Source organism: Plantactinospora sp. B6F1 (assembly GCF_040120695.1).
In the GTDB taxonomy this organism is placed as follows: domain Bacteria; phylum Actinomycetota; class Actinomycetes; order Mycobacteriales; family Micromonosporaceae; genus Plantactinospora.
On the sequence record NZ_JBEEAC010000038.1, the window covers coordinates 37,327 to 63,191 of the forward strand.

At 70.9% G+C, this 25,865-nt stretch carries 22 protein-coding genes and 2 pseudogenes; 17 read left to right on the plus strand and 7 right to left on the minus strand.

Annotated elements, in window-relative coordinates; translation table 11 throughout:
- The first annotated feature begins 104 nt into the window (after window positions 1-104).
- Window positions 105-815 (plus strand): DNA alkylation repair protein, encoded by a 711-nt coding sequence (locus tag ABNF97_RS29725; RefSeq protein WP_349340547.1) that lies wholly within the window; start codon window positions 105-107, stop codon window positions 813-815.
- A 31-nt stretch (window positions 816-846) separates the two neighbouring features.
- On the opposite strand, the gene ABNF97_RS29730 is transcribed toward ABNF97_RS29725, so the two are convergent.
- Together ABNF97_RS29730 and ABNF97_RS29735 are read right to left on the minus strand one after the other, a co-directional pair.
- Entirely contained in the window at window positions 847-1,557 is a 711-nt protein-coding gene (locus tag ABNF97_RS29730; protein WP_130465574.1) for an alpha/beta hydrolase, read from the minus strand.
- A gap of 158 nt (window positions 1,558-1,715) precedes the next feature.
- Complete coding sequence (locus tag ABNF97_RS29735; RefSeq protein WP_349340548.1) at window positions 1,716-2,525, minus strand: hypothetical protein; 810 nt, start codon at window positions 2,523-2,525, stop codon at window positions 1,716-1,718.
- Between the two features lie 150 nt (window positions 2,526-2,675).
- Here ABNF97_RS29735 and ABNF97_RS29740 point away from each other — a divergent pair, with 150 nt between their 5' ends.
- Window positions 2,676-4,430 (plus strand): bifunctional 3'-5' exonuclease/DNA polymerase, encoded by a 1,755-nt coding sequence (locus ABNF97_RS29740; RefSeq protein WP_349340563.1) that lies wholly within the window; start codon window positions 2,676-2,678, stop codon window positions 4,428-4,430.
- 119 nt (window positions 4,431-4,549) lie between these two features.
- Window positions 4,550-5,149, plus strand: a complete 600-nt coding sequence (locus tag ABNF97_RS29745) for an NTP transferase domain-containing protein (RefSeq protein ID WP_130460430.1) — start codon at window positions 4,550-4,552, stop codon at window positions 5,147-5,149.
- Between the two features lie 22 nt (window positions 5,150-5,171).
- Here the strand turns inward: ABNF97_RS29745 and ABNF97_RS29750 are convergent, their stop codons facing one another.
- Window positions 5,172-5,981: a metal-dependent hydrolase gene (locus ABNF97_RS29750; RefSeq protein WP_130460429.1), complete on the minus strand. Its 810-nt coding sequence runs from the start codon at window positions 5,979-5,981 to the stop codon at window positions 5,172-5,174.
- Window positions 5,982-6,334: 353 nt separating this feature from the next.
- Complete coding sequence (locus tag ABNF97_RS29755) at window positions 6,335-8,269, minus strand: amylo-alpha-1,6-glucosidase (protein WP_349340549.1); 1,935 nt, start codon at window positions 8,267-8,269, stop codon at window positions 6,335-6,337.
- Between the two features lie 121 nt (window positions 8,270-8,390).
- Here ABNF97_RS29755 and ABNF97_RS29760 point away from each other — a divergent pair, with 121 nt between their 5' ends.
- Window positions 8,391-11,138, plus strand: coding sequence for an MGH1-like glycoside hydrolase domain-containing protein (locus tag ABNF97_RS29760; protein WP_349340550.1), 2,748 nt, complete (start codon window positions 8,391-8,393; stop codon window positions 11,136-11,138).
- A 178-nt stretch (window positions 11,139-11,316) separates the two neighbouring features.
- Window positions 11,317-13,563 carry a S8 family serine peptidase gene (locus ABNF97_RS29765; protein WP_349340564.1) on the plus strand — a complete coding sequence of 749 codons (2,247 nt, stop codon included), beginning with the start codon at window positions 11,317-11,319 and terminating at the stop codon, window positions 13,561-13,563.
- Window positions 13,564-13,719: 156 nt separating this feature from the next.
- Here ABNF97_RS29765 and ABNF97_RS29770 read toward each other — a convergent pair whose 3' ends face one another.
- A complete protein-coding gene (locus ABNF97_RS29770; RefSeq protein WP_349340551.1) occupies window positions 13,720-14,376 on the minus strand; it encodes a hypothetical protein in 657 nt (218 codons plus the stop codon).
- Window positions 14,377-14,606: 230 nt separating this feature from the next.
- Here ABNF97_RS29770 and ABNF97_RS29775 point away from each other — a divergent pair, with 230 nt between their 5' ends.
- The 10 genes from ABNF97_RS29775 to ABNF97_RS29820 all read left to right on the plus strand — a co-directional run bounded on the left by ABNF97_RS29775 (window position 14,607) and on the right by ABNF97_RS29820 (window position 22,104).
- Window positions 14,607-15,005 (plus strand): hypothetical protein, encoded by a 399-nt coding sequence (locus ABNF97_RS29775; RefSeq protein ID WP_349340552.1) that lies wholly within the window; start codon window positions 14,607-14,609, stop codon window positions 15,003-15,005.
- 38 nt (window positions 15,006-15,043) lie between these two features.
- A complete protein-coding gene (locus ABNF97_RS29780) occupies window positions 15,044-15,559 on the plus strand; it encodes a relaxase/mobilization nuclease domain-containing protein (protein WP_349340553.1) in 516 nt (171 codons plus the stop codon).
- Complete coding sequence (locus tag ABNF97_RS29785) at window positions 15,552-16,148, plus strand: TnsA-like heteromeric transposase endonuclease subunit (RefSeq protein ID WP_349340554.1); 597 nt, start codon at window positions 15,552-15,554, stop codon at window positions 16,146-16,148. The genes ABNF97_RS29780 and ABNF97_RS29785 overlap by 8 nt, the downstream gene beginning before the upstream one ends.
- 21 nt (window positions 16,149-16,169) lie before the next feature.
- A complete protein-coding gene (locus ABNF97_RS29790; protein WP_349340555.1) occupies window positions 16,170-16,316 on the plus strand; it encodes a hypothetical protein in 147 nt (48 codons plus the stop codon).
- Window positions 16,316-17,749 (plus strand): TnsB C-terminal domain-containing protein, encoded by a 1,434-nt coding sequence (locus ABNF97_RS29795; protein WP_349340556.1) that lies wholly within the window; start codon window positions 16,316-16,318, stop codon window positions 17,747-17,749. Before ABNF97_RS29790 ends, ABNF97_RS29795 begins: the two co-directional genes overlap by 1 nt.
- A 145-nt stretch (window positions 17,750-17,894) precedes the next feature.
- Window positions 17,895-19,595: an IS1634 family transposase gene (locus tag ABNF97_RS29800; protein ID WP_502930564.1), complete on the plus strand. Its 1,701-nt coding sequence runs from the start codon at window positions 17,895-17,897 to the stop codon at window positions 19,593-19,595.
- A 172-nt stretch (window positions 19,596-19,767) separates the two neighbouring features.
- Window positions 19,768-20,304, plus strand: a complete 537-nt coding sequence (locus ABNF97_RS29805; RefSeq protein ID WP_349340558.1) for a Mu transposase C-terminal domain-containing protein — start codon at window positions 19,768-19,770, stop codon at window positions 20,302-20,304.
- Entirely contained in the window at window positions 20,301-21,371 is a 1,071-nt protein-coding gene (locus ABNF97_RS29810) for a TniB family NTP-binding protein (RefSeq protein WP_349340559.1), read from the plus strand. Before ABNF97_RS29805 ends, ABNF97_RS29810 begins: the two co-directional genes overlap by 4 nt.
- The gene (locus tag ABNF97_RS29815) at window positions 21,371-21,574 is read left to right on the plus strand and encodes a TniQ family protein (protein WP_349340560.1); all 204 of its coding nucleotides are present in this window, start codon (window positions 21,371-21,373) and stop codon (window positions 21,572-21,574) included. The genes ABNF97_RS29810 and ABNF97_RS29815 overlap by 1 nt, the downstream gene beginning before the upstream one ends.
- A gap of 287 nt (window positions 21,575-21,861) precedes the next feature.
- The gene (locus ABNF97_RS29820) at window positions 21,862-22,104 is read left to right on the plus strand and encodes a hypothetical protein (RefSeq protein ID WP_349340561.1); all 243 of its coding nucleotides are present in this window, start codon (window positions 21,862-21,864) and stop codon (window positions 22,102-22,104) included.
- Window positions 22,105-22,109: 5 nt separating this feature from the next.
- Here ABNF97_RS29820 and ABNF97_RS29825 read toward each other — a convergent pair.
- A pseudogene (locus ABNF97_RS29825) lies at window positions 22,110-22,328 on the minus strand (transposase); the annotation flags it as partial.
- A gap of 255 nt (window positions 22,329-22,583) precedes the next feature.
- Here ABNF97_RS29825 and ABNF97_RS29830 point away from each other — a divergent pair.
- Window positions 22,584-23,804, plus strand: coding sequence for an IS110 family RNA-guided transposase (locus tag ABNF97_RS29830; RefSeq protein ID WP_207230562.1), 1,221 nt, complete (start codon window positions 22,584-22,586; stop codon window positions 23,802-23,804).
- Between the two features lies 1 nt (window position 23,805).
- Here the strand turns inward: ABNF97_RS29830 and ABNF97_RS29835 are convergent.
- Window positions 23,806-24,852, minus strand: a pseudogene (locus ABNF97_RS29835) (IS256 family transposase); the annotation flags it as partial.
- A 272-nt stretch (window positions 24,853-25,124) separates the two neighbouring features.
- Between ABNF97_RS29835 and ABNF97_RS29840 the strand changes: the two are divergent.
- Window positions 25,125-25,802, plus strand: coding sequence for an ISL3 family transposase (locus tag ABNF97_RS29840; RefSeq protein ID WP_349340565.1), 678 nt, complete (start codon window positions 25,125-25,127; stop codon window positions 25,800-25,802).
- Window positions 25,803-25,865: the final 63 nt, after the last annotated feature.

The window sequence follows — 25,865 nt, forward strand, 5'->3', positions numbered from 1 at the left end:
GTCGGCGAGTCCGCGTAACGCCGCAGCGTGCCGCGTCGCTCGGCGCGCCGACCGCACGCGAGCGGCACCGGCGCGCCGCGGCGGTCGCGGTAGGTTGCACAGTCGTGGCCAGCTCCGCCGACGTCCGTGACGAACTCGCCAGCCTCGCCGACCCGCGCCGGGCGGCGCAGCTGAGCCGGTTCCTCCAGATGGTTCCGGGCGGCTACGGCGAGGGCGACCGGGCCATCGGCGTCACCGTGCCGGAACAGCGCAGGGTGGCCGGCCGGTACTGGCGCGAGCTCTCCCTGGCCGAGACGACGAAGCTGCTGACCAGCGGCGTGCACGAGGAGCGGCTGACCGCACTCCTCATCCTGGTGCGGAAGTTCGCCAAGGGGGACGAGGCGGAGCGGGGCCGGATCTTCGACCTCACCCTGGCCAACACCGGGCACATCAACAACTGGGACCTGGTGGACTCGTCCGCGCCGTACATCGTCGGGCCCTGGCTGATCGACAGGGACCGGAGCGTACTGGACCGGTTGGCCGGGTCGAGCCTGGTCTGGGAGCGGCGGATCGCCGTCATGGCGACCTTCGCCTTCGTCCGGGCCGGAGACTTCCACTGGACCTTCCGGCTCGGCGAACGGTTGCTGCACGACCCGCACGACCTCGTGCACAAGGCGGTGGGCTGGATGCTGCGCGAGGTGGGCAACCGCGACAGAGCGGCGGCCGAGGAGTTCCTGACCCGGCACTACCGGGTCATGCCCCGGGTCATGCTGCGGTACGCGATCGAGAAGTTCGAACCGCGGCGACGCCGGGAGTACCTGTCCGGGGCCGTGTAACGGACCGGTGTCCGCCGGGACGGTGGGGGCGTCAGTGCCCGGACCGACGCCATTCGTCGGTCATGGCGATGATGCGGTCGGTCACGGTGCGTGGCTCCACCAGTTGGTGCAGATGCCTGCCCGGAACGTGGTCGACGGCCCAGCCTCGTTGCCTCGCGTCGTCGGCGACGCGCTCGTAGGGTGGGCCGAACAGCAGATAGCCGCACGGCCGGCTCTCCCAGCCGGGCGGGTTGGGCAGGAGTTCCTCGTAGTAGCTCAGCGGGAGCCGAGGCTGTTCGGCCGAGACGGCGTCGCGCGTCCGCGTGTCCGGGAACATCGGTGCGACGTCGGATTCGTCCCACCACGTCGTCCACGGCGGCAGCCGGCCACCGATCGCTTTCGGGCGTAGGAAGTCCAGCAGCTCAGGTGGCGCGACAGGCGTCGGCCCGGCAGGTAGCGGCAGTGCCGCGTCGACGAACAGGCAGCCGGCGACCCGCCGACTGGTCGCCTCGACGAGTACCGGCACGAACAGGCCGGCGTTGCTGTGCGTCACGATCACGGCGGGTTGGTTCGGCGGTAACCGGTCGATCGCCGCGCTGACCGTCCCGGCGACAGACCGCCAGAACGGCGGCCGCGCATCCGCGACGCCGACGAGCGACGGCACGATGACCACCGCTCCGGAGCCTTCGAGAAGCTGCGCGGTCGGTGCCCAGGTCAGTGGCCCGACCGACGGACTGTGTACGAGGACGAAAGCGGCATCCATCAGTACACCCTCGATGTTCCGCCGGCCGGGCACCACCCCACCCGGTACGCCGACCGCGAACAACTGCGGGCCTGGGGCAGCGGCGCCGATACCCAATACCCACGGTGCACACCCTGGCGCGAGTCGTCGCCGAGGGCGCGGAGGAGGCGCGCACCCGGTCAGCGCGGCGGCGACTCGAACAGGCCGGTCGAGCACCCCAGCTCACCCGGTTCCAACGAGGTGCGGTTGTATCCGGGCGACACGATGGCGCCGACGGGCGATCTGACCAGGAGAAGACAGTCCCGCTCGGCGGGGACGCCCACGGCGGCGACGAGCCAACCCTCGTGCAGGGCAACGTCGACGGAGACGTACTCCTCGGGAAAGGCCGACCGCACCGCGCTGTCCAGCGTGGCCGGGGTGGCCGTGCGCAGAGCCTTGGAGAGCCGGTCATGGGCGTCTTTCGGCAGCTGCTGGATCGGCGAGGCGCTCGGCTCCGGCGGGAGCGCTGCCGCCGGGCAGTCGACCTCGTCGTGGGTGGTGTAGCGATACAACTGGAGTTGGTAGCGGTAGCAGCGACCGGCTTGGCCAGCAGAGTTGCCGCTGCTGGCGAAGCCCGAAGCCGGCTCTGCCTCCACCGTCACGTCCAACCGTACGTCGATCGTGGCCCGCTCGCCGCCGCTGACCCGTCCGGACCAGTGCAGCGGCGCGAGCCGGGCGGTCCAGCCATAACCCTGCGTCTGCGCGGGGATCTCGGTGGCGGCGATGTGTTCGGCGCTGCGAACCCGATCGCGGTACCCGAGGCCCTTGCCGACGAGATCCGCCTGCTCCTCCGCGACGACCTTTGCCAACGCGCGGCCGTCGTCGGGTTCCGCGCAGCCGGTCAACGCCACGACGACCGGCAGCACCGCGAGGCCCAGCCCCAGGCCGCCGTACCACGTACGCAGTCGCGGCGCGGGGACCGGAGGTCGGCGTTCGATCACCTGCGTCACGATCCTGATGCCTCCCCGCCTCGTTGCCGAGATTCTCGCGTTCCCGCCCCGATGAGACATCGGTATGCGTGCTCCGCGGCGCGCCGACCGTGAAACTCTAACGCCACAGCGTAGACCGGGGTGCCCGGCCGCGAGTGGCGGCCACCGGGGATGTCGGTAGGTGCGGGCAGAATCGTCTCCGTGCTGGTGGCGGTGGTCCGGGACGAGGACGGCGAGGGGGGTTTGCTCCAGCCGTTGCATCCGGACGGCCGCCCCGCCGGACCGGCCGAGCGGGTCGCCGACCTCGGCGCGGCGGTCGCCGGCCGGGAGGCCGCCCAGGTTCAGGGGGATCCGCCCCGCTGGGTCTGGGCCTCCACCGCCGCGATCTATCCCGGGCTGCTGCGCCAGGGGCACCGGGTGGAGCGCTGCCACGACGTCGAGCTGACCGAGGCGCTGCTGCTCGGCCGGGACGGGCGCTGGGGAGAGCCGCGCGGCCTGGCCGCCGCGTGGGCCCGGCTGACCGGCGCGCCGGTGCCGGCCGATCCGCCGCCCCGGGCCGCCGCGCCGCCCGGAGCGGCGCAGGCCGCACTCTTCGAGGTGGTCTCCGGGCCGCCGCCGCTCGGCCTCGACGCGCTGGTCCGGGTCTACGCCGACCAGCAGGCCCGGATCGCGGCGGCGCCGCATCCCGGGCGGTTCCGGCTGCTGGTCGCGGCCGAGTCGGCGGGGGCGCTGATCGCCGCCGAGATGAGCGCGACGGGGCTGCCGTGGCGGGCCGACGTGCACGACGCGCTCCTGGTCGACCTGCTCGGCGAGCCGTCGCCGGTGGGCGGGCCGCCGCGCCGGCTGGCCGAGCTGTCCGCGCGGATCGCCGCCGCCTTCGGGGTACGCCAACTGCACGCCGAGTCGCCCGCCGAGCTGCTCCGGGCCTTCGCCCGGGCCGGCCACGACCTGCCCAGCACCCGGGCCTGGGTGCTGCGCGGGGTCGACCATCCGGCGGTTCCGCTGCTCCTCGAATACAAGGAGCTCTACCGGATATGGACGGCGCACGGCTGGGCCTGGCGGGACGCCTGGGTCCGGGACGGCCGGTTCCGTCCGGAATACGTGCCGGCCGGCGTGGTCTCCGGGCGGTGGGCGACCCGGGGCGGCGGCGCGTTGCAGATCCCGAAGGTGATCCGGCGGGCGGTGCTGGCCGATCCCGGCTGGCGGTTCGTGGTCGCCGACGCGGGCCAGTTGGAGCCGAGGGTGCTGGCGGCGATCTCCGGGGACGCCCGGCTGGCCGCCGCCGGTGGTGCGGGTGACCTCTACACGGCGCTGGCCCGGGAGAGCTTCGGCGGTGACCGGGCCCGGGCCAAGCTGGCCCTGCTCGGTGCGATGTACGGCCAGACCGGCGGCGAGGCGATCCCGGCGCTGGCGGTGTTGCGGCGCAGCTATCCGACCGCCTTCGAGTACGTCGAGGCGGCGGCTCGGGCCGGCGAGGGCGGCGGGCTGGTCCGGTCCTGGCTGGGGCGGACCTGTCCACCCGCCTCGGTCTCGGTGCGGGAGTCGGAGGAGGGGGAGGGGCCGGTGGTGGAGTCGGCCGGCATCGACCCGTTCGGTCCCCGGGCCCGGGCCGCCGCTCGGGCCCGGGGCCGGTTCACCCGCAACTTCGTCGTCCAGGCGACGGCGGCGGAGTGGGCGCTGACCCTGCTCGCCGGGCTGCGCAACGGGTTGGCCGGGCTCGGCGACGGGCCGGGGGCGGGCCGGCCCGAGCTGGTCTTCTTCCAGCACGACGAGGTGCTGGTGCACTGCCCGGCGGAGCTGGCCGCCCAGGTGACCGCCCTGGTGCACGAGGCGGCGACGCAGGCCGGGCGGCTGCTCTTCGGCGAGACTCCGGTGCGGTTCCCGCTCGACGTCTCGGTGGTGGACTCTTATGCAAATGCGGCATAGTTGCGAAATGGTCCGATTAGTGCCGATACCTGGGTGGCGTCCGATCGTTGGGACCGTTGTGCGCGCGGCGGGGGTCGCGCGACGGGCGGAAGGTGACAGTGCTGAGTCGGATCGCAGGAATGATCATCGCCGCGGGCGGGGGACGCCGGATCGGCGGCCCGGAGGCGTTGCTGCACCAGGGGGAGCGACCCCTGGTGAACCAGGTGCTCGACACGATGCGTGCGGCGGGCTGCGGGCCACTGGTCGTGGTCCTCGGAGCCGCGGCCGAACAGGTACGGGCCACCGCCGACCTCACCGGAGCGACGGTGGTGGTCAACCGCTCCTGGGGTACCGGGATCGGCTCGTCGATCCGGCTCGGCCTGGACGCCGTACCGGACCGGCGGATCGAGGCGGTGGTGGTGGTTCCGGTGGACATGCCGGGACTGACCGAGGCGGCGGTACGCCGGGTGGCGGCGCTGCCCTACCCGGATGCCCTGGTCTGCGCCACCTACGACGGGTTGCGCGGCTATCCCATGCTCTTCGGCCGCCGGCACTGGGCCGGGATCGCCGCGTTGGCGAACGCCGACGTCGGCGCCCGTCCGTACCTGATGGCGCACAAGGACGAGATCGTCGACATCGCCTGTGACACGGTGGCGGACGGCAGCCGGGCGAACACTCCGGAACTGCTCGCCGCCTGGGGGCTGACCGTCCCGGTGCCGGCCCAGCGGGTCGCCGTCTGACCCCGGCGGGCTACCGCCGGGGTCAGACCTCGATGTTGAAGCGCCGGAGTACGGAGGGGGCGACCAGGCCGACCGCGGAGAGAATCGAGATCACCGTGAAGGCGCCACGCAGCACGACCGTCTCCACCTTGCCGCCCACCTTGACGGCGATCTTGTTCGGGATGCCGATCATCATCCACATCCGACGCTTGATCGGGATAGGCCAGAGGATCGGCACCCCGTTGCTGGTGATGATGTCGCCCATGATGTGTACGAAGCAGCCGACCCCGACCGCCAGCCCGAGCATCGGATAGCCCCGGTCACCGGGCAGGTGCAGGAAGGTGAAGTAGGCCGCCGCCAGCGACACCAGGGTCACGATCACCCAGCCGGCCCGCTTCGCCCACTCGTCGAAGAGACCGCGCAACGCCAGACCGATCATGAAGAAGAGGATGCCGATCACCGCCCACTTGCCGTAGGCGGTGCAGAGCGCGGTGGTACCCCAGCCGACCAGGACGGTGAACGGCAGGGTGTGGGTCAGCGTACGGTGGCCGTTGTTCCGGTGCGGATCCTTGCTCAGCTTCGTCGCGTGGTAGACACCGAGGGAAATCTTCTCCATCACCTCGGCGAAGAAGAGCGAGACCACGCCGAAGGTCCGGGCGACGGTCGCACCGCCCTGGTTCTTCGTGACCTTGCCGGACATGTCGAGGTCGGGAAAGAGTGCCCCGCCCGCGCAGACCGCCGTACCGACCGCGATCGCCAGCGGCGACTGCTCGTAGCCGGCGAAGTAGTCCAGTCCCCAGGATCCGGCCAACCAGACCGCGGCGCCGGACAGCGCATGGGATGGTCCCATCATCGTTGTGCATCCTCCCCGGGGTACATCCCATACGGCTGGCGACACTGTGCCAAACCGGGGATCACGAGGCAATCACCGTTTGATCCACATTGGTGTCAGCCACGTCACGGTCTACTTCACCGGCTCGCTCCGGTGCGGTCAAACGCGGGTCTGCTTCGGGTTTTCGGCCAGGTCAGCCCGGGTGCGCCGCCGACCCGCGAACGGGTACTCCGGACGGTGCGGCGGCCCGGGACAAGCGGTGCTGACGCGGGGACCCCGGCGTGTCGCCGGACCGGCGCCGGATCAGCAGCCGGGGCCGCCGCTGCCGGGAAACCGGCGAAGGCGGGGCCGCTCGGGCCGGTAACGCCGCTCGGTCAGTCCCGCCGTACCCGAAGGAGTTCCGCCACCGACCAGGCCTGGAACGGTGCCCCGGTGGCCCCGTGCGGCGGTTCGGCGTCGGCGGTCTCGCTCACCGAGCCCAGGCCGTACTCGGGCAGGTGCGCCGCCAGCCCGGTGAACAACCCCGCCACCGGCAGTCCGGCTCGACGACAGGCGTCGGCGTACGGGCCGGTCAGCCAGGGCCAGACGGTGCCCTGGTGGTAGCCGGAGTCCCGCTCGGCCGGGCCGCCCCGGTGCCGTGGTCGGTAGCCGGGGCTGTCCGGCGCGAGGCTGCGCGGGCCGAGCGGGGTGAGCAGGGCCGCGCCGATCCGCCGCAGCACCACCGGATCCGGGTCGAGCGGCGCGTACGGCAGCGACCAGCCGAGGAGTTGGTTGGGTCGGAGCAGGTCGTCGTGCCGCCGGCCGTCGGCGGCATCCGGATCGCCCGGCGGCGGGGCGTCGAGCACGTCGTACAGCCAGCCGTTCGGCGCCGGGAAGCGGCGCCGGAACGCCGCCCGGGCCCTGGCGTGCGCGACCCGGGCCGACCCGGCGTCCTGGCCGAGCAGCCCGGCCAGTTCGGTGACCGCCGCGAGCCCGTTGACCCAGAGTGCGTTCACCTCGACCGGCTTGCCCGCCCGCCGGGTCACCGGTTCGCCGTCGACCCGGGCGTCCATCCAGGTCAGTGCCGCCCCGGGGCTGTCCTGGGTGAGCAGCCCGTCGGTCGGATCCGCCACGATGCCGTACCGGGTGCCCCGCAGGTGGTGCTCGACCACCGCGCGCAGTGCCGGCAGCAGCTCGGCGCCGAGGTCGGTGTCCCCGGCGACCGCCACGTGCCGGGCCACCGCGTGCAGGAACCACAGCGTCCCGTCCACGGTGTTGTACTCCACCCGCCCGGTGTCGGCGGTGTTCGCCAGCATGCCCTCGGAGAGCGTCCCCGCGTACGCCCGGAGCAGCTCCCGGCCCTCGTCCGCCCGGCCGGTGCCGAGGAACAGCCCCTCGTAGGCGATCATGGTGTCCCGGGACCAGGCGCCGAACCACGGGTAGCCGGCCACCACGTCCGGACCGCTGCCGGTGCGGACCACGAACGCGTCGGCGGCCAGGGTGAGCCTCGCCGCCACCCCGTCCGCCGGCCGCCCGGTCGCCACCACCCGGCGGTTGCGCCGCCGGGCCGCCTCGATCAGCTCGTCGGCCGGCGGCGGCTCCTCGGCCAGGTCCCCGGCCCAGGCGAGCACCGAGACGCTCTCCCCGGGCCGGTCGAGCGCCCCGCCGAACCGGCCCGCACACCAGAGGTCCTCGTCCGGGGCGAGTCCCCGGGCCGCCTCCTCCCGATGGTGCACCCCGTGCCACCACTGGCCCTCGGCCGACCAGCCCGGCCCGGCCAGCCGGAACGCCTCCTCGACCACCGCGCCGCCGGCCACCGGCGCGATTCTCGGCGCGGGCCCGTCCGAGCGCCGCTCGCCGTGGCCGTCCCGCCAGGTCACCACGGCGGCCAGGCTGAGCCGGGCCGGGCCGCCGGCGACCAGCCGGTGCCGGACCGCCAGACAGGACCGGCCGTACCTCATCGCCAGCTCGCGCTCCAGCACCAGGTCACCGATCCGCCACCGCCAGCGCGGCAGCCCGTCGACCAGGTCGAAGCGTTCCAGCAGCGCGAAGCCGGTCGGGTCGACGGCGCCGGAGCGCCACTCGTGCGCGCCGAGCCGGACCACCGCACCGGAGGGCAGGATCAGCTCGGGGTCCAGGCTGACCAGCCCGAGCCGGCGGGCCGCCGGGGTCTCCCCGGCCACCATCAGCAACCCGTGGTACCGCCGGGTGCGCAGCCCGCTGACCGTGCCCATCGCGTACCCGCCCAGGCCGTCCGGGACCAGCCACTCCCGGTCGACGCCCGTGTCCAGGTGACCGCAGACCCGTGGCCCGAACTCGATCGGCAGCATGGCGCCCATGATGCCCGTTCCGGTGCCCCGGCACACCGGCCGTGGTGACGGTCACCGCGATCGTTGGCCGGGTGTGCCGGGACCGATCACAATGATCGGAAGGACGACCGGGATCGGTCGGATGACGGGCGGGGGTCGGATGGACGACGGGAGGGACACCGGTCGGCGCAGCGCCGGCAGCGGGTCCCCGGGGCGTGCCCGGGACGCGGGGCGGACCGGACTGGATCCGGGGCGTGCCGAGCTGGATCCGGAGCGTGCCCGGCTGGCCGAGGCCGACGCCGGCCAGGAGCCGTGGCGGGCCTGGGGGCCGTACCTCGCCGAGCGGGCCTGGGGGACGGTCCGGGAAGACTACAGCGAGCACGGCACCGCCTGGGACTACTTCCCGCACGACCACGCCCGGTCCCGGACCTACCGGTGGAACGAGGACGGGATGGCCGGGATCTGCGACGAGTGGCAGACCTTCTGCTTCGGCCTGGCGCTCTGGAACGGCGCGGACCCGATCCTCAAGGAGCGAATGTTCGGGCTCGGCGGCGACGGCGGCAACCACGGCGAGGACGTCAAGGACTACTGGTGGTACCTGGACTCCACCCCCACGCACTCCTTCATGCGCTGGCGCTACCACTACCCGCAGGCCGCCTTCCCCTACGACGAGCTGGTCGCGGTCAACGCCGCGCGCGGCCGGGAGGAGCCGGAGTACGAACTAATCGACACCGGGATCTTCGACGACGACCGGTACTGGGCGGTGACCGTCGACTACGCGAAGGCGTCCCCGACCGACATGTGCGTCTCGATCTCCGTGGCGAACCGGGGAGCGAAGCCGGCCACCCTGCACGTGCTGCCCACGCTCTGGTTCCGCAACACCTGGTCCTGGGGGCTGCCCGGCCGGGACCAGGTGCCGAGGCTGGTCGGCAGCCCGGGCCGGCTGGTCGGCGAGCACTGGGTGCTCGGCCAGTTGGTGCTGGAGGGCGACGGCGGCCCGGCCGCGCTGGTCTGTGACAACGAGACCAACACCGAACGACTTTGGGGGCTGCCGGGGCGCAGCGCCTACCCGAAGGACGGCATCAACGACCACGTGGTGCACGGCGCGGACACGGTCAACCCGGCCGGCGAGGGCACCAAGGGGGCGCTGCACTACGTGCTGGACGTACCGGCCCGGGGCGAGATGGTGATCAAGCTTCGGCTCACCCGGACCGCCCCGCCGCCGGCCAGCGAGCCCGCGCCCCCGCTCGACCTCGGGGCGGAGCACGACGCGGTGCTGGCGACCCGGCGCGCCGAGGCGGACGAGTTCTTCGGCCGGCTCATTCCGGGCGGCGCCTCCGCGCAGGAGGCGCTGGTCGTCCGGCAGGCGATCGCCGGGCTGATGTGGGGCAAGCAGTTCTACCACTTCGACGTGCAGCAGTGGCTGACCGGCGACCCGGCCGCCGCACCCCCGCCGGACGGGCGCCGGTTCGGCCGGAACAGCTCCTGGCGGCACATGAACAGCTTCGACGTCATCTCGATGCCGGACCCCTGGGAGTATCCCTGGTACGCCGCCTGGGACCTGGCCTTCCACTGCGTGACCATCGCCCGGGTCGACCCCGGCTTCGCCAAGGCGCAACTGCTGTTGCTGCTCCGTGAGTGGTACCTGCACCCGAACGGGCAGATCCCGGCGTACGAGTGGGCGTTCGGCGACGTGAACCCGCCGGTGCACGCCTGGGCGGCGCTGAAGGTCTTCGAGATCGACGGTGGTCGGGACTTCGACTTCCTGGCCCGGATGATGCACAAGCTGCTGTTGAACTTCACCTGGTGGGTCAACCGCAAGGATGTCGGCGGCAACAACGTCTTCGAGGGTGGCTTCCTCGGGCTGGACAACGTCGGCCCGTTCGACCGCTCGGCCGCGCTGCCGGTCGCCGGGGTGCTGGAGCAGTCCGACGGTACCGGCTGGATGGCCATGTACGCGCTCAACCTGCTGGACATGGCGCTGATCCTGGCGGTGCACGACCCGACGTACTCGGACATCGCGACGAAGTTCTTCGAGCACTTCGCGTACATCGCGGCGGCCGCCTACGACCAGGGCCTCTGGGACGAGGAGGACTGCTTCTTCTACGACGTGCTGCGGCTGCCGGACGGGACCAGCCGACCGCTCAAGGTGCGGTCGGTGGTCGGGCTGCTGCCGCTGGCCGCGATCACCCGGCTGACCACCGTGACGCTGAACCGGCTGCCCGAGCTGACCGCCCGGCTGCGCTGGTTCCTGGCCAACAAGCCGGAGTACGCCCGGGTGATCGGCGGTCGCCGGCTCGGGGTCGACGGGCGGCAGCAGCGCCTGCTCTCCATGGTCGGCCCGGACCAGGTGGTCCGGCTGCTCGCCCGGATGCTGGACGAGGAGGAGTTCCTCTCCCCGTACGGGCTGCGTACGCTCTCCCGCCGGCACCTGGACCAGCCGTTCGCGGTGGAGTTGGGTGGGCAGGAGTTCACCGTCGGCTACGAGCCGGCCGAATCGACCTCCGGGCTCTTCGGCGGCAACTCGAACTGGCGTGGCCCGATCTGGATGCCGACCAACTTCATGCTGATCTCCGCACTCCGGGACCACGCGGCGTTCTTCGGCGACGACCTGCTGGTCGAGTATCCGACCCGGTCCGGGAGCAAGCACACCCTGACCGAGATCGCCGACGACCTCTCCGCCCGGCTGATCGCGCTCTTCGTGCCGGACGCCTGGGGGCGCCGCCCGATCTACGGGATCGCCGAACTCTTCCAGACCCATCCGGACTGGAAGGACCTGCTCGCCTTTCCGGAGTACTTCCACGGCGACAACGGAGCCGGTCTGGGTGCCTGGCACCAGACCGGCTGGACCGCGCTGGTCGCCGACCTGATCCTCACGCTCCGCCGATAGTCGAGAGATCCTGGTCAGGTAACGGCCCTCCCGGTCCAGATGCCGACTGCACCGGTGTCGGTTACTGTCCGCCAGTATTCAGATACTCCTCGTAGTGTCCTGTTAGCCGTTTCCCGGGGCGGCGTCGCGGCACCGTCGCGCGGGCCCCGGCCACCGGCAGGAGGGGAGAAGAATGGCGATGGAAATTGCCAGCACATCAGGTCACCGCCGGGCGGGAAGATTCGCCCTGGTCGTCGCGGTAACCGCCGGGCTGCTCGGCACGGCGGCGGCACCGGCGGCCGCGGCACCGGCCGGCGGTACGATCCGAAACTCCGGCGGCGCCACCGCGATCAGCGGAAGCTATCTGGTGGTCCTCAAGGAGGCGTCCGTCAGCGCCGACTCGGTGACCGACCGGGCCGGCGTACTCGCAGACCGGGCCGGCGGAAAGGTGGCCCGCACCTACCGGCACGCGCTGCGCGGCTTCGAGTTCACCGGCTCCGCCGAGGCGGCCCGGCGGCTCAGCACCGACCCGTCCGTGGCGTACGTCGAACAGAACCACCGGGTCCGGCTCACCGGTACGCAGACCCCGACCCCCTCCTGGGGCCTCGACCGGCTCGACCGGCGCCCGCTGGCGCTTGACGACAGCTACACCTACCCGAACACCGGCAGCGGGGTCCGGGCCTACGTCATCGACACCGGCATCCGGCTCACCCACAGCACCTTCGGCGGTCGGGCGGTCTCCGGCTTCGACGCGATCGACGGCGGATCCGCCGACGACTGCCAAGGGCACGGCACGCACGTCGCCGGCACCGTCGGCGGCGCCGAGTACGGGGTCGCCAAGGGCGTGACCCTGGTCGCGGTACGGGTACTGGACTGCAGCGGCAGCGGCAGCTACGCGCAGGTGATCGCCGGCGTCGACTGGGTCACCGGCGACCACGACCCCGGCGAGCGCGCGGTGGCGAACATGAGCCTCGGCGGGCCGGCGAACAGCGCGGCCAACACGGCGGTGGCGAACTCGATCGCCGACGGCGTCAGTTACGCCGTCGCGGCCGGCAACGCGAGCGTCGACGCCTGCGGCAGCTCACCGGCGAGCGTCCCCGCCGCGATCACCGTGGCCGCCACCGGCGGCTTCCCGGGCGGCCCCGGCCGTACCGACGCCCGGGCCACCTTCTCCAACTACGGCACCTGCGTCGACATCTTCGCCCCAGGGGTGGCGATCGTCTCGTCCACCATCGACAGCGACACCTCCAGCGGGCCGGCGGACGGCACCTCGATGGCCTCGCCACACGTGGCCGGCGCCGCCGCGCTCGTGCTGGCGCAGAACCCGTCGTACACCCCGCAGCAGGTGCGCGACGTACTGGTCGGCGGCGGCACACCCGGCCTGGTCACCGATCCCGGTCCCGGCTCGCCGAACATCCTGCTGCACGTCGCCGGCGTACCCACGTCCGACTTCACCCTCACGGTCGCCCCGGGCGGTGGCTCGGCCGGTCCGGGCGGCACGGTCAAGGCGACGGTGAGCACCCGGGTCACGGCCGGTTCGGCCCAGACGGTCGCGCTGACCGTCGCCGGACTGCCCAGGGGGGTCACCGCCACGTTCAGCTCGGCCTCGGTCGTCGCCGGCAGGTCGTCGGTGTTGACGATCCGGGTCGGCTCGGCGGCGGTGCCGGGCAGCTACCGGCTGACGATCACCGGCACCGGCCCGTACGCCACCAGGGTCGCGCCGTACACCCTGACCGTCACGAACCCCGCCGGCTGTACCGGCACGAACAGCGCCGACGTCGAGATCCCGGACATGTCCAGTGTGGAGAGCGGGGTGACCATCACCGGCTGCCCGGGCCGGGCGTCGGCGTCGAGCACGGTCCGGGTGCGGATCCTGCACACGTACCGCGGTGACCTGGTGGTGCACCTGGTGGCGCCGGACGGCAGCGCGTACCTGCTGCACAACCGGACGGGCGGCGGCGCGGACAACATCGACCAGACCTTCCGGGTCAACCTGTCCAGCGAGACGGCGAGCGGCCGGTGGCGGCTGCGGGTGCAGGACATGGCGTACGCGGACGTCGGCTGGATCGACACCTGGACGCTGAACCTGACGGCCGGTACGCCGACCGCCTGCGCCGGTAGCAACACCACGGCCCTGGCCATCCCGGACCTCGGCACGGTGCAGAGCCCGATCGTCCTCAGTGGCTGTTCGGGGAACGCCTCGACGACCAGCGCAGTCGCCGTACGGATCTCGCACGGCCGGGTCGGCGACCTGGTACTGCGGCTGGTCGCCCCGGACGGTAGCTCCTACCTGCTGCGTAACCGGGTCGTCGGCGGGTCACCGATCAACGCGGTCTACCTGGTGAACCTGTCGGCCGAGGCCCGCAACGGCAGTTGGCGGCTGCGGGTGCAGGACGCGGCGGCCCCGTACGCCGGCCGCCTCGACACCTGGTCCCTGACCGTCTGACCGAACCCCGCGATCCGCCCGCCCCGCGGCGGGAAGATCGCGCTCGATCTGGGAACGAGTGGCCTTCCAGCGCGGGGAGGCCACTCGTTCCCGCACGTAGTGCGGTCGCGTCCGGGGGGCCCGTCCTCTGCGTCCCGTCCGCGTTTGCCGCTGCTGTCAGGCGGCGGTGGACCAGATGGCGGCGAAGGCGGCGGCCTCGCCGGCCAGCCAGCGCGCTACCTGGTCGGAGCGGACGGCGGGATCGGGGTGGTGGGTCACCCCCCGGCGGACGTCGACGAGCACCGGCTCGGCACCGGGCAGCACCTGGTCCATCTGCCGGCCCATCAGGTGCAGGGTGGCCAGCAGTGCCTCCTGGCTCGGCGGCTGCTCGTCGAAGTGCAGCCGGACGGCCTCCCGCCGGCCGTCGTCGTAGCGCAGACCGAGGTGCGGGTTGACCTTCACCGGCAGGTCACCGACCATCCCGAGCGCGTCGTGGGTCTGGGCGAGCTCGACCGCCGACAGGTCGCCGAGCGAGTGCAGGTAGCTGATCGCGCCCGGGACCAGCGCCTCGTAGAGCGGGCGCCAGCGCGGCTTGACCACCCCGGCGATCTCCGCCAGGTGGCGGCCGCCGGTCCGGAAGGCGATGTCGGTCTTGAGCGCCTTGACGAGCTGCCCATGCGGGTTGAAGCCCGAGCGGCTCGCGCGTTGCTTGCGGAGGCCGCCGACGAACGTCGCCTTGGCCGGGCCGGTGCGGTCGACGTAACGGGTGAAGGCGAGCAGGGTGGCGTAGGGGAGGGGGGCGGCAGTAGGCGCGGTGGCGACGGACTCTGGCACGGCTGTCCTCCCAGTTCAGAAGCCGTTTTAGTACACACATTCTAATCGATTGTCGCCGCTCTGCCCAGCCCAAAAGGGGCATATCCTTTTGTCGCTTCCGCGTGAATCCTGCGAGTGTCCGGGAAAGTTTGCGAGTGATCTTGCGAGCCGTCCGGAACAGGTTGCGAGTCACCCGTACGCGCCGAGTTGGTGCCGGAAAACGGTGTCGGTGGAGAGCAGGATGCCGTGGTGTGAGCGTCGATTCTCCGACGGGTGCCAGGGCGGTGGTGCCGGCCCGGAACCGGGCGCGGATGCCGGCCGGACGGTCGAACTGCCTGAACGTCCGGCTGGCGGACGAGGAGATGCGTGAGATTTCTGCGGCGGCACGCCGGGCGGGTTTGACTCCGACCGGGTACGCGGGAGAGGTAGCGGTCGCGGCGGCCCGGGCGGATACCCAAGGCGGCGCCGCCGGAGCCACGCGGGCCGAGCTGGCCCGGGTGCAGCGGGAGGTGTTCGCCGCTCGCGCTGCTCTGGTAGGCGCGGCGCGGTCGGTCGCAGGCGGCTCCGAGGGGCCGCTGCGGGAGGCAGTCGAGCGCCTTGACAGGGTCGCTGAGCGGCTACACGGCCTGCTGAGACGGGTCTCGGCGTGATTCCGCGGGTGCGGCCGCGCAGCGCGAGTGTCCGCGAGGTGTTGCGCTACTTGTTCGGCCTGGGTGAGAACGGCGAGCATCACGACCAGCGCTTGGTTGCGGTGTGGGAGACCGCAGCGATCGGCGGGGTTGCCGAGCTTCAGCCGCCGACGGCCGGTGGCAGCTTCTCGGTCGCCCGGCTTGCCACGCTCCTGGAACAACCGGTCCTTGCTGGCAACAACCCGCCGGACAAGCCCGCGTGGCATTGCTCGATCCACAATCACCGGGATGATCCGCTGCTGCCGGACCAGCAGTGGGCGCAGATCGCCGTCGTGTTCGCCGACGGGGTCGGGTTGGCGCCGGCCGGTGATCGGGCGTCGGTGCGGTGGGTAGCGGTGCGTCACGCCGATGATCACGTTCATCTGGTGGCGACGCTGGTGCGTCAGGACGGTCCGACAGTGTGGCCTCGCAACGACTACCGCCGCTGCCAGCCGGTAGCTCGTGAACTTGAGGGTCTGCTGGGGTTGCGGACCGGCAAGCCGTCCTCGATCGAGACAGGGGCCGGGCATGGCTGAGCCGACGCTGCGGCCCGTTGTCGGTGAGGTGAGCAGCGTCGGGTGCGGATTTGAGGTCGGCTACCTGACCGAGGACGGCGCCGAGCACCGGATGGGAGTGGCGGACGCGTGGGGGATCCGGTTCGAGTCGTGCCGGCCCGCGCGGGTGTTTCCCCAGTACAAGGGGCAGAGGCATCTCCCGGGCCGATGGTGGTCGGCGACCATGGGCGGGCATGTCGGCTACGAATCGTGGCTGGAGCGCGATCACCTGATGCTGCTCGACTTCGACCCGGTCGTGGTTGCGGTGGCGTCGCAGCCGTTCTGGCTGTTCTGGACGACTGAGCAGGGCAAGGCCCGGTCGCACGCGCCGGACTACTTCGCCCGACTGGCCGACGGGGGAGCACTGGTCCTTGATTGCCGGCCGGTCGAGCGGATCAAGCCGCGGGACGCGGCCGCGTTCGCCGCGACGGCTGAGGCGTGTGAACAGGTCGGCTGGCGCTACCAGGTGGCCGGGGCGACGGACGTGATCGTCACGCGCAACGTTCGCTGGCTGGCGGGTTACCGGCATCCGCGCCATGACCTGCCCGCCGTCGCCGCCCGGCTTCGGTAAGTGTTCACGCAGCCTGGGCGCTTGATGGCGGGTGCGGAGGCGGTGGGTGATCCGATCGCGGCGCTGCCGGCTTTGTTCCATCTGCTTTGGCGGCACGAGCTCCGGACGGATCTGACGGCGCCGCTGCACCCGGACACGATCGTGACGACCGCGCAGGGAAGCTGCTGATGGCGGGCTGGCCGGTGCTGCGCCCGGGTGACCGGGTCAGCTTCGACGGCGGAGAGCATCAGGTGGTGGGGCTGTCGGGCACGATGGTGCGGTTGCGTTCGGACGCCGGTGAGCAGCTCGTGCTGGCCGGCCACCTCATCGCTTCGCCCGGCTTCGTAGTCCTCGACGCCGAGTCCGGGCCGGTGATCGATCAGTTCGGGCTGCTGGACGCGTTACCGCAGCAGGCGCTCGCTGCGGCGCAGCAGCGGGAGCTGCACATCGTCGAGGTCGAGACGGGCCTGCCGGCCGGCGCACCGGCCGGGACACAACCGAGGCCACAGTTCGACCCGGGCCGGACCACGCTGAACGAACGGGACGCGGCAAAGGCCGCTGAGCTGGGTATCGGCGTCCGCACCATCCAATCCTGGCGGGCCCGTTACGCCGAGCAAGGACTGTGGGGCCTAGTCGACCAGCGCACCGCGCGGACGCTGGAGGGTCTTGGCAGGACGGACGCGCGGCTGGTCGGGGCGGTCCGGGAGGTCATCGCCGAGCAGACGGACGCGTCGACCGGCACTCGGTCACGACTGATACACCGGGTGGTCAAACGCGTGGAGGAAATCCACGGGCCTGGGGTGGTTCCGTTGCCAGGCCGCACGGCCTTCTACGAGCTGATCGATCGGTTTTCGCAGGGCAAGCACACGTTCGGGTCGGCGGTGACACGCCGACAGATGGCGAACCGTCCGGGCGGGCTGTTCACCCCGACCTTCGCTGCCCGGCCGGGCGAGCAGGTCCAGATCGACTCGACCTCGATCGACGTGATGGTGGTCCTCGACGACGGCCTGCCGGTCCGCGCGGATCTGACCATCGCGGTTGACGTCGCGACCCGCACGATCTGCGCCGCGGTGCTGCGCCCGGTCGACACGAAGGCGGTTGACGCGGCGCTGCTGCTGGCCAAGATGCTGGTCCCTGAGCCGATGCGGCCCGGCTGGGCGAACGCGTTACGAATGTCGGCGTCGCGGATGCCGCACGCCCGGCTCGTCGATATCGACACCCGGATGCGAGAGGCTGCGGCCCGGCCGGTGATCGTCCCGGACCAGATCGTCATCGACCATGGCAGGGTGTTCGTCTCGGACACCTTTTCCCGGGCCTGCAACCGGCTCGGGATCTCCGTCCAACCGGCTCGGAAGGGCACCCCGACCGACAAGGGCGTCGTCGAGGCCACCAACAGCGCGGTCAAGACGCTGTTCGCACAGCACGTTGCCGGCTACACCGGCGGGAACCCGACGATGCGCGGCCGCGACGTCACGGGCGAATGGACCATCGGCGAACTCCAGGATCTGCTCGACGAATGGCTCATCGTCGGCTGGCAGCACCGCCCGCACGAGGCGCTACGCGACCCGCACCAGCCGCGCCGGATGCTCACTCCTGCGTTCCGCAGCTCCGCGTCGATATAGTCGGCGTCGCGGCGTGAAGGTGCAGGTCAGGGCGTTGCGACCTGGCGGGAACCGCGAAAGCGCCTAGTGACACGCCTGCCTGTGGATGACTTCGCTGAGCTGCTGATCTATGCCTGGGGACATAGTCGGTGTACGGTCGTGCCTCGTGTACGTGAAGGCGTCGACACGCAAGACCCGCGACGGGCAGACGATCCGCTACCTGCAACTGGCCCACAACGAGTGGGATCCGGCCACGAAGGCGTCCAAGACCCGGGTGCTGTACTCGTTCGGCCGCGCCGACCAGCTCGACGTGGCCGGTATCCGTCGCCTCGTGGACGCGTTGTCGCGGCTGCTGGACCCGGCCGACGCCCTCGCCGCTGCCGCACCGGCCGGGTTGTCGTTCACCGAGTCCCGGCCGCTGGGCGGGGCGTGGCTACTCGACGGACTGTGGCGCCGACTGCGTATCGACACCGTCCTGCGGCCGCTGGTCGGCTCGGCCCGGCGCGAGGTCGACGTCGAACGGGTGCTGTTCGGGCTGGTCGCGAACCGGGCCCTGGCCCCGTCGAGCAAGCTGGCCGCCGCCGAGTGGATCTGCCAGGACGTGCACCTGCCCGGCCTTGCGCACGTCACCGACGACGCCTGCTACCGGGCCATGGACCAGCTCATCGCCGTCGAGCCCGCGTTGACCCGCGGTGTCTACGACCAGCTCGCCGACCTGCTCAACCTCGAAGTCGATTTGCTGTTCTTCGACACCACCAGCACCTACTTCGAACTCGACGAGGCCGACGACCTCGTCTGGCGCGACGACAAGGGCAAGCCGGTCGACGCCGACAATCCCGCCGCGGTCAAACAGGCCGGGTTCCGCAGCCACGGCAAGAGCAAGGACTCCCGCGACGATCTGCCCCAGGTCGTGGTCGGGATGGCCGTCACCCGCACCGGCATCCCCGTAAGGGTGTGGTGCTGGCCCGGCAACACCGGCGACTCCGCCCTGATCCGGCAGGTCAAGACCGACATGCGCGAGTGGAACCTGGCCCGGGTCGTCTGGGTCGCCGACCGCGGCTTCGCCTCCGCCGAGAACCGCCGCTTCCTGCAACAGGGCGGCGGGCACTACATCCTCGGCGAGAAGCTACGCGCCGGCACCGCTGACGCCGACGCCGCCCTCGCCAGGCAGGGCCGCTACGCATGCGTCGCAGAGAACCTGCAGGTCAAAGAGGTCAACATCGACACCGACGACCGGTTCGTCATCTGCTACAACCCTGAGGCCGCCGACCGGGACGCCGCCATCCGCCAGCGGCTGATCGCCCAGCTCACCGACCTGATCGACGGCTCCGACACGCTGTCGGCCACCAAGCGAGCCGAGCTACGCGGCGTGATCTCGACCAAGCCCGGCCTGAACCGGTTCCTGCGCGTCACCCCGAAAGGTCTGCTCCGCATCGACCACGCGAAGATCAAGACCGAACAGAGGCTGGACGGCAAATACCTGCTGCGCTGCTCGGACCCGACACTGTCGGCCGAGGACATCGCCCTGGGCTACAAGCAACTCCTCGAAGTCGAACGCGGCTGGCGCGACATGAAGACCACTCTCGACCTGCGGCCGGTGTTCCACCGCCGCGAGGACCGCATCCGCGCCCACATCCTGCTCTGCTGGCTGGCCCTGCTGCTGATCCGCGTCGCCGAGACCGAAACCGGCCGCACCTGGACCAGCATCCGCACCGACATCGACCGGCTGCACCTCGGCGTGTTCACCGGCCCCGCCGGGACCTTCGCCCAGCGCACCGAGCTCTCCCAACCCCAGAAGGCCCTGCTCGCGAAGCTGAAGATCACCGACCCGCCCCGCATCTTCGACGCGACACCCGCAACCACCTGACCTGCAACAACACCATCGCCTAGTGACACGCCATGTCACCGGGCCAACCGGCGTTTGCCCAGCTCACAGCCCAGATTCGCAGACCATATCGACGCGGAGCTGCGGAACCCAGGTCACTCCGAACGAGAAATACGCCGCGCTGGTCGCCGCGGCCGGCTATCTGCCGCTGACCTTGTCAGGCGAGGACTACCTGGAACTTCTGCCGGTCGAGTGGCGGCGCATCACCGACGAGGGCATCCAGATCGGCAACCGCACCTACAACACCGCCGCGCTCGGCCCTTACCGGCACCAGCACTCCGGAGTGATCGCCAAACGGGGCCGGTGGGAGGTTCACTACGACCCCTACGACGTCTCCCAGGTCCACGTGCGCACCCCGGACGGTTGGATCACCGCCGCCTGGACGCACCTGCCCATGGTGTCCGCACCGTTCGCCGACTTCACCTGGCGTCACGCCCGCAGGCTGGCCGGCACAGGTGCCACCGAGACCGACGTCGCCCGAGTCCTCGACGAGCTGCTGACCCGCGCTGAGCGCCCGGACCGGGCGAGCGCCCGGATCACCGCGCGGACCCGCGCCGGGCAGGCCGGCCACCGGCCTACCCTCCCCGAACCCGCTGCCGCGCCGGCCGTCAACGAGAGCGACCGCCCGGATGCCGAGATCATCCCGTTCGGGGTGTTCGACGTCGAGACCGAAGCCGAGAGGTGGATATGACACCCGCACTCGACAATGACGTCCGGGACCCCGACGACCCGCTGACCACCAAGGAAGGATGGCGCCGGTTCGTGGACTACCAGCCCGAACCGGCCGCTGTTCTCACCGCTGAACAGCAGTTCGCGCTGACCGGCCGGCAGCGGGCCGAGCACGACGAGGCCCGCCGTGAATACCACGCCGAACTGCCGCTGGCAAACACCCCGACCATCCGCCAAGTGCTCGGCACCGGTCGACTGCTGGTCCAGCTCAACCGCAAGCAGGTCTCCGCCCGGCGCGGCCTCATCCTGTCCGGCGCATCCGGCACCGGCAAGACCACCGCGCTGACCCAGCTCGGCCGCACCCACGAACGCGCCGTCCGCCGTCGACACCCCGCCGGACGGCACCGGCTGCCGGTCGCCTATGTCACCGTCCCGCCGGCCGCGACAGCGAAGATGCTCGCCGTCGAGTTCGCCCGCTTCTACGGCCTAGAGTTCTCCGCCCGGGCCAACATGCCCGACATCGTCAACGCGGTCTGCGCCACCGCCGCGCACACCGGCATCGAACTGGTCCTGGTCGACGAAATCCACAACCTCAACATCGCCACCCGCTCCGGCGCCGAAGTGTCCGACCAGCTCAAATACTTCGCTGAACGGCTCCCGGCCACCTTCGTCTATGCCGGCATCGACGTCGAGGACCAGGGCCTATTCGCCGGGGTCCGCGGACGACAGATCGCCGGCCGGTTCACCCTGATCGCCTCCACCCCGTTCGCCTACGGCACCAGCGAGCAACGCACCGCCTGGCGTTCGCTGGTCTCCACCCTCGAAACGATGCTGCGGCTGCACCACCACCGCGCCGGCACGCTGGTCAGCCTCGACGAATACCTATACCGCCGCACCTCCGGCATGATCGGCAGTCTGTCCCAGCTCGTCCGCAGCGCGGCCATCCTGGCAATCGAGGACGGCACCGAACAGATCACCCGCGAACTGCTCGACCTGATCCCCGTCGACTACGCCGCCCAACGCGCCACCCCACCCGCCCCAAGGCAACGCACCTCTGCGCCGGCGAAGACGGCCGAGGCCAGTGCCTGATGCACTCCCGCCTTCCCATCGCCGTCGCGCCCGCCCAACACGAAACCGCCGCCTCCTACGTCACCAGGCTCGCCACCCTCCACGGCATGCCGTTCGGCGAACTCTGGCAGCAGGTCAGCCGACCCCGCACACCCGAGAGCCAAGCCCGGTTCATCGCCGCTGACCGGCTCGCAGCCGTCACCGGGATCCCCGAGGAGCACTGACCCGCGCGCTCATCGAGATCCGCCGCCCGGAACCCAACTGGCTGGCCTACCGCCACGAACCACAGCACGGCTGCCCCCGATGCACCGCCCGGCATCCCGGCGGCCCGATCCGACTGCTGCTGCCGCACCACCGCTACGTCTGCGTCCGCCACCGCATCTGGATCGGGCCGCCTGACCTGATCGACCAACCCTGTCCCACACTCGACGAACTACCCGCGATCGTCGCTGCGCAACGCGCGCACCTGCGGCTGCTGCACCGGTTCGGCCCGGCCGCCACCTACGACGCCGTGCTCACCGGCTTCCTCATCTGCGGGCACCGCTGGAACCAAGACGCGCACTACCCCGACGACGTCCGACTCGACTGGGACGAACGCGCCGCCGAACTCATCCCGCTCGGCGACGAGGAGACCACGTTCAGCACCTCCCGGCTGTTCGCCGCGACCTACCCAGAAGCCGTCAAACTCGCCGGACTCATCGGCTCCCTGCACTGGCGGGGGTCTGTCAAGTTAACGGCTGATCTTGGTTGTTGAGGTGGTCAGTCGTTGGCCGGGGTGAGCCGGCCATCGAAGGCGAGCTGGAAGGCGTTCAACGGTGCCTTCCAGCGCATGGTCCACCGCCGGCGTCCGGTGCCGGTGGGGTCGAGGCTCATCAACGCCATGTAGACGCACTTGAGTGCTGCGGCCTCGTTCGGGAAGTGTCCGCGGGCGCGGACGGCCTTGCGGATACGGGCGTTGACCGACTCGATCGCGTTCGTACCCGGTATGAAATCAGGTGGAGGCCCGCGTGGTGTTCCGCTGGTCCGGCACTCTTGGTCGGGCATACGGTGTGACCGTCCGGAACAGGGGCCTTCGGGGAACACGTATGGGCAGGCCGTTCTTGCTCGATGGGCTGCGAGCCCGTGTTAGTAGTTGGCCGCCCCTGCGACTGGTCCGGCTGCGCTGCGAGCGCGTATCCGTAGGTGTCGTTCCGTCCCAGCGGTTCCCCACCGATCGAGCAGCGGAGGGAGCAGATGATGGTCCGCTATATCGGTATGGACGTGCACCGCGAGTTCGCGCAGCTGGCGGTCGTCGAGGACGGCCTCGTGCGTGACGAGGGCCGCATCGGCGTGACGTCGGAAGCGCTGCGGCAGTGGGCCGCCGGCCTACGGGCTGATGACCAGGTCGCGTTGGAAGCGACGGGTAACAGCGACGCGATCGCGACCCTGTTGACCCCTGTCGTCGGCCGGGTGGTGGTGTCGAACCCGTCGAAGACCCGGGCGATCGCGGAGGCGAAGGTCAAGACCGACAAGGTCGACGCCCGGATTCTGGCGCAGTTGCTGGCGGCGGACTTCCTGCCGCCGGTGTGGCTGCCCGACGAGCGGATCCGTAGCCTGCGGCGGCAGGTGACCCGCCGCGCTCACCTGGTGCGCCAGCGCACCAGGATCAAGAACCAGGTCCACGCGATCCTGGCCCGCAATCTCGTCCCGACGCCGCCGGTGTCGGACCTGTTCGGCAAGACCGGACGGCACTGGCTGTCTCGACAGCCGCTACCAGCCGACGAGTCTTCCAGCGTGCGGGCGCTGCTGCGGCAGTTGGACTTCCACGGTGAGGAACTCGCCGTCGTGGATAAGGAACTCGCAGTCGAGGCGTTCGCCGACCCGGCCGTCGCTCGGCTGATGACCATTCCCGGCGTCGACGCGATCGTGGCGATCTCGATCGTCGCCGCGGTGGGTGACTTCACCCGGTTCAGGGACGCGGACAAGCTCGTCGCCTATGTCGGGCTTAACCCGAAGGTGCGTCAGTCCGGGAACTCTGCGCCGGTGCACGGCCGGATCAGCAAGGCCGGACGGGCGCACGTGCGTGGCGTCCTGGTCGAAGCTGCCTGGTCCGCCAGCCGAGCCCCGGGACCGTTGCGCGCGTTCTTCCAACGCGTCAAGGCACGACGCGGGTTCCCGACCGCTGTGGTCGCCACCGCCCGGAAGATGACCGCCCTGGCCTGGCACTTGGTGACCAAGGACCAGGACTACGCCTTCGCCCGCCCAGGCCTGGTCGCGCACAAGCGGCGCAAGCTCGAACTCGCCACCGGAGCACCCTCACGGCGTGGCAACCACGGAACCCCGGGTGCGGCCTACAACGACAAGCAACGACGCGCTGCCGAGACCGCTGCCGTCGAACAGGCCGAACGCGCCTACGAGGTCTTCGTCGCGCACTGGCAACCACACAATCCGGCAAAAACCCGAGCGAAGACTTGACGATTTCATCCGTGGTGCACACGATTTTGCGGATCTCGGGGTCGAAGGCGAGGAAGGGCACCATCTCCGCCCAGGCGTTGGTCCAGAGTCGGATGATCGCCGGATACTTGGTCTCCCACTTGCCGCTGAACTCGGCGAACGCGTCGAGAGCGGCCTGCTCGCTACAGGCGGTGTAGACCGGTTTGAGGTCCTTGGCGAGTTCGGCCCAGTGCGCCTTCGACGCGTACTTGTACGTGTTGCGGAGCAGGTGAACGATGCATGTTTGGGTGATCGCCTGAGGCCAGGTCTCGGCGATCGCGTCGGGTAGGCCCTTCAGCCCGTCGCAGACCACGATGCACACGTCCCGCACACCACGGTTGCGTAGCTCGGTGAGCACCCGCAGCCAATACTTCGCGCCTTCACCCCCATCGCCGGCCCACAGGCCGAGGATGTCCCGACCGCCGTCACAGGTGACCGCCAAAGCGACGTAGACGGGCCGGTTCGCGACCTGACCGTCGCGGATCTTCACATGGATACAGTCGATGAACACCACCGGATAGACCGGGTCGAGAGGTCGGGCCTGCCACTCGCCGAACGAGTCGAGGACCCGGTCGGTGATGGTCGAGATGGTCTCCTTCGACACCTCGGTGCCGTACACCTCGTGAAGGTGCGCGCACACCTCCCCGGTGGTCAGACCCTTCGCGGTCAGCGAGATCACCAGGTTGTCCACCCCACCGAACCGGCGCTGCCGCTTGGCCACGATCGTCGGGGTGAACGTGCCATCCCGGTCCCGGGGCACCCCGACCGGCACCGGCCCCACATCCGTGATCAACGTCTTGGTCCGCCTGCCGTTACGGGCGTTGCCGTCACCACCACGCTCGTGCCGACCCCGGCCCAGGTGAGCATCCATCTCACCTTCCAACGTGGCCTCCAGGAACCGCTTCGTCAACCGCTGCAACAGCCCACCCTCGCCCAGCAGCGCCACCCCCTGACCCCGGGCCTGCGCCGCCAACGCGGCCACAGTGTCATCGTCGAGTACCCGAGCGAGGAGGTCCTCGCCGCTGGCCATCTCACCGGCGGCCGCATCGACCGCCACCTCGCTGCGAGTGTTCGTCACGGTTCCCATCAGAACATCCTTTCTGTCTGATTACCACCGTTTACGTTACACTCCCACCACCTATCGCGACCAACGTGTCGGCGACGCGTGAAAACGGGATCTGGATCTGGATCTGGCCCAAATTTCGTGATCGGTCCTGACCCCTGTGGTGCTTGGTCCACTGTGTAAGGTCGGCGGCCGTGCGATTGGCTGACCTCGCGGTGCTGCTGCCGCACCTGGCTGGCGTGGGCGTTGACCGGATCGAGCGTCGCGCTGGTGGTCTGCGGTTATGGGCCCGATCGCGGGCCCGTCGGGCAGTCTGTGGAAGATGCGGCTGCAACGGCAGCCGGGTTCACAGTCGTTATGAGCGCCGGTTGACCGACGCCGCGTTGGCCGGCGAGCCGGTGGAGATCCGGCTGCGGGTGCGACGGTTCTTCTGCGAGACTCCGGCGTGCCCCGCGCGCACGTTTGTTGAGCAGATCCCTGGCCTGACCCGCAGATATGCCAGGCACAGTCCGCCGTCGCAGCGGTCGCTGGAGAGGATCGGGTTGGCGCTGGCCGGCCGGGCCGGCGCCCGGCTGGCCAGCCGGTTGGGCTGGACCGTCAGCCGCAGCAGCATCCTGCGGGGACTACGCGCCTTGCCCGAGCCGGAAACACCACGCCCCACCGTGCTTGGCGTGGACGACTTCGCCCTGCGCCGAGGCCGCCACTACGCCACCGTGCTCATCGACCTCACCACCCGTCGTCCGATCGACCTGCTACCCGACCGAGAAGCGGCCACCCTCGCCGGCTGGCTGGCCAACCACCCGCAGATCCAGGTCGTCTGCCGAGACCGGGCCAACGCCTACGCCAACCCTCGGGAAATGCATCAGACGGGCGAGAAAGTCGCAGCTGGCATGGTGAAGGCGGGGCTTGGAGCTTAGCGGAGCGCACGTTAGCGCACGGCTTTGACCTGCTCGTTTGGCGATACGGTCCCGTCTGGCGAT

What these genes read in the sequence shown, in the direction of transcription:
- ABNF97_RS29810 (WP_349340559.1), top strand. Translation starts at nt 20,301, where the DNA reads ATGACACCCGCACTCGACAATGACGTCCGGGACCCCGACGACCCGCTG.
- ABNF97_RS29750 (WP_130460429.1), bottom strand. Translation starts at nt 5,981, where the DNA reads ATGATGGGACCATCCCATGCGCTGTCCGGCGCCGCGGTCTGGTTGGCC.
- ABNF97_RS29755 (WP_349340549.1), bottom strand. Translation starts at nt 8,269, where the DNA reads ATGCTGCCGATCGAGTTCGGGCCACGGGTCTGCGGTCACCTGGACACG.
- ABNF97_RS29830 (WP_207230562.1), top strand. Translation starts at nt 22,584, where the DNA reads ATGATGGTCCGCTATATCGGTATGGACGTGCACCGCGAGTTCGCGCAG.
- ABNF97_RS29760 (WP_349340550.1), top strand. Translation starts at nt 8,391, where the DNA reads ATGACGGGCGGGGGTCGGATGGACGACGGGAGGGACACCGGTCGGCGC.
- ABNF97_RS29815 (WP_349340560.1), top strand. Translation starts at nt 21,371, where the DNA reads ATGCACTCCCGCCTTCCCATCGCCGTCGCGCCCGCCCAACACGAAACC.
- ABNF97_RS29765 (WP_349340564.1), top strand. Translation starts at nt 11,317, where the DNA reads ATGGAAATTGCCAGCACATCAGGTCACCGCCGGGCGGGAAGATTCGCC.
- ABNF97_RS29730 (WP_130465574.1), bottom strand. Translation starts at nt 1,557, where the DNA reads ATGGATGCCGCTTTCGTCCTCGTACACAGTCCGTCGGTCGGGCCACTG.
- ABNF97_RS29795 (WP_349340556.1), top strand. Translation starts at nt 16,316, where the DNA reads ATGGCGGGCTGGCCGGTGCTGCGCCCGGGTGACCGGGTCAGCTTCGAC.
- ABNF97_RS29745 (WP_130460430.1), top strand. Translation starts at nt 4,550, where the DNA reads ATGATCATCGCCGCGGGCGGGGGACGCCGGATCGGCGGCCCGGAGGCG.
- ABNF97_RS29740 (WP_349340563.1), top strand. Translation starts at nt 2,676, where the DNA reads ATGTCGGTAGGTGCGGGCAGAATCGTCTCCGTGCTGGTGGCGGTGGTC.
- ABNF97_RS29785 (WP_349340554.1), top strand. Translation starts at nt 15,552, where the DNA reads ATGGCTGAGCCGACGCTGCGGCCCGTTGTCGGTGAGGTGAGCAGCGTC.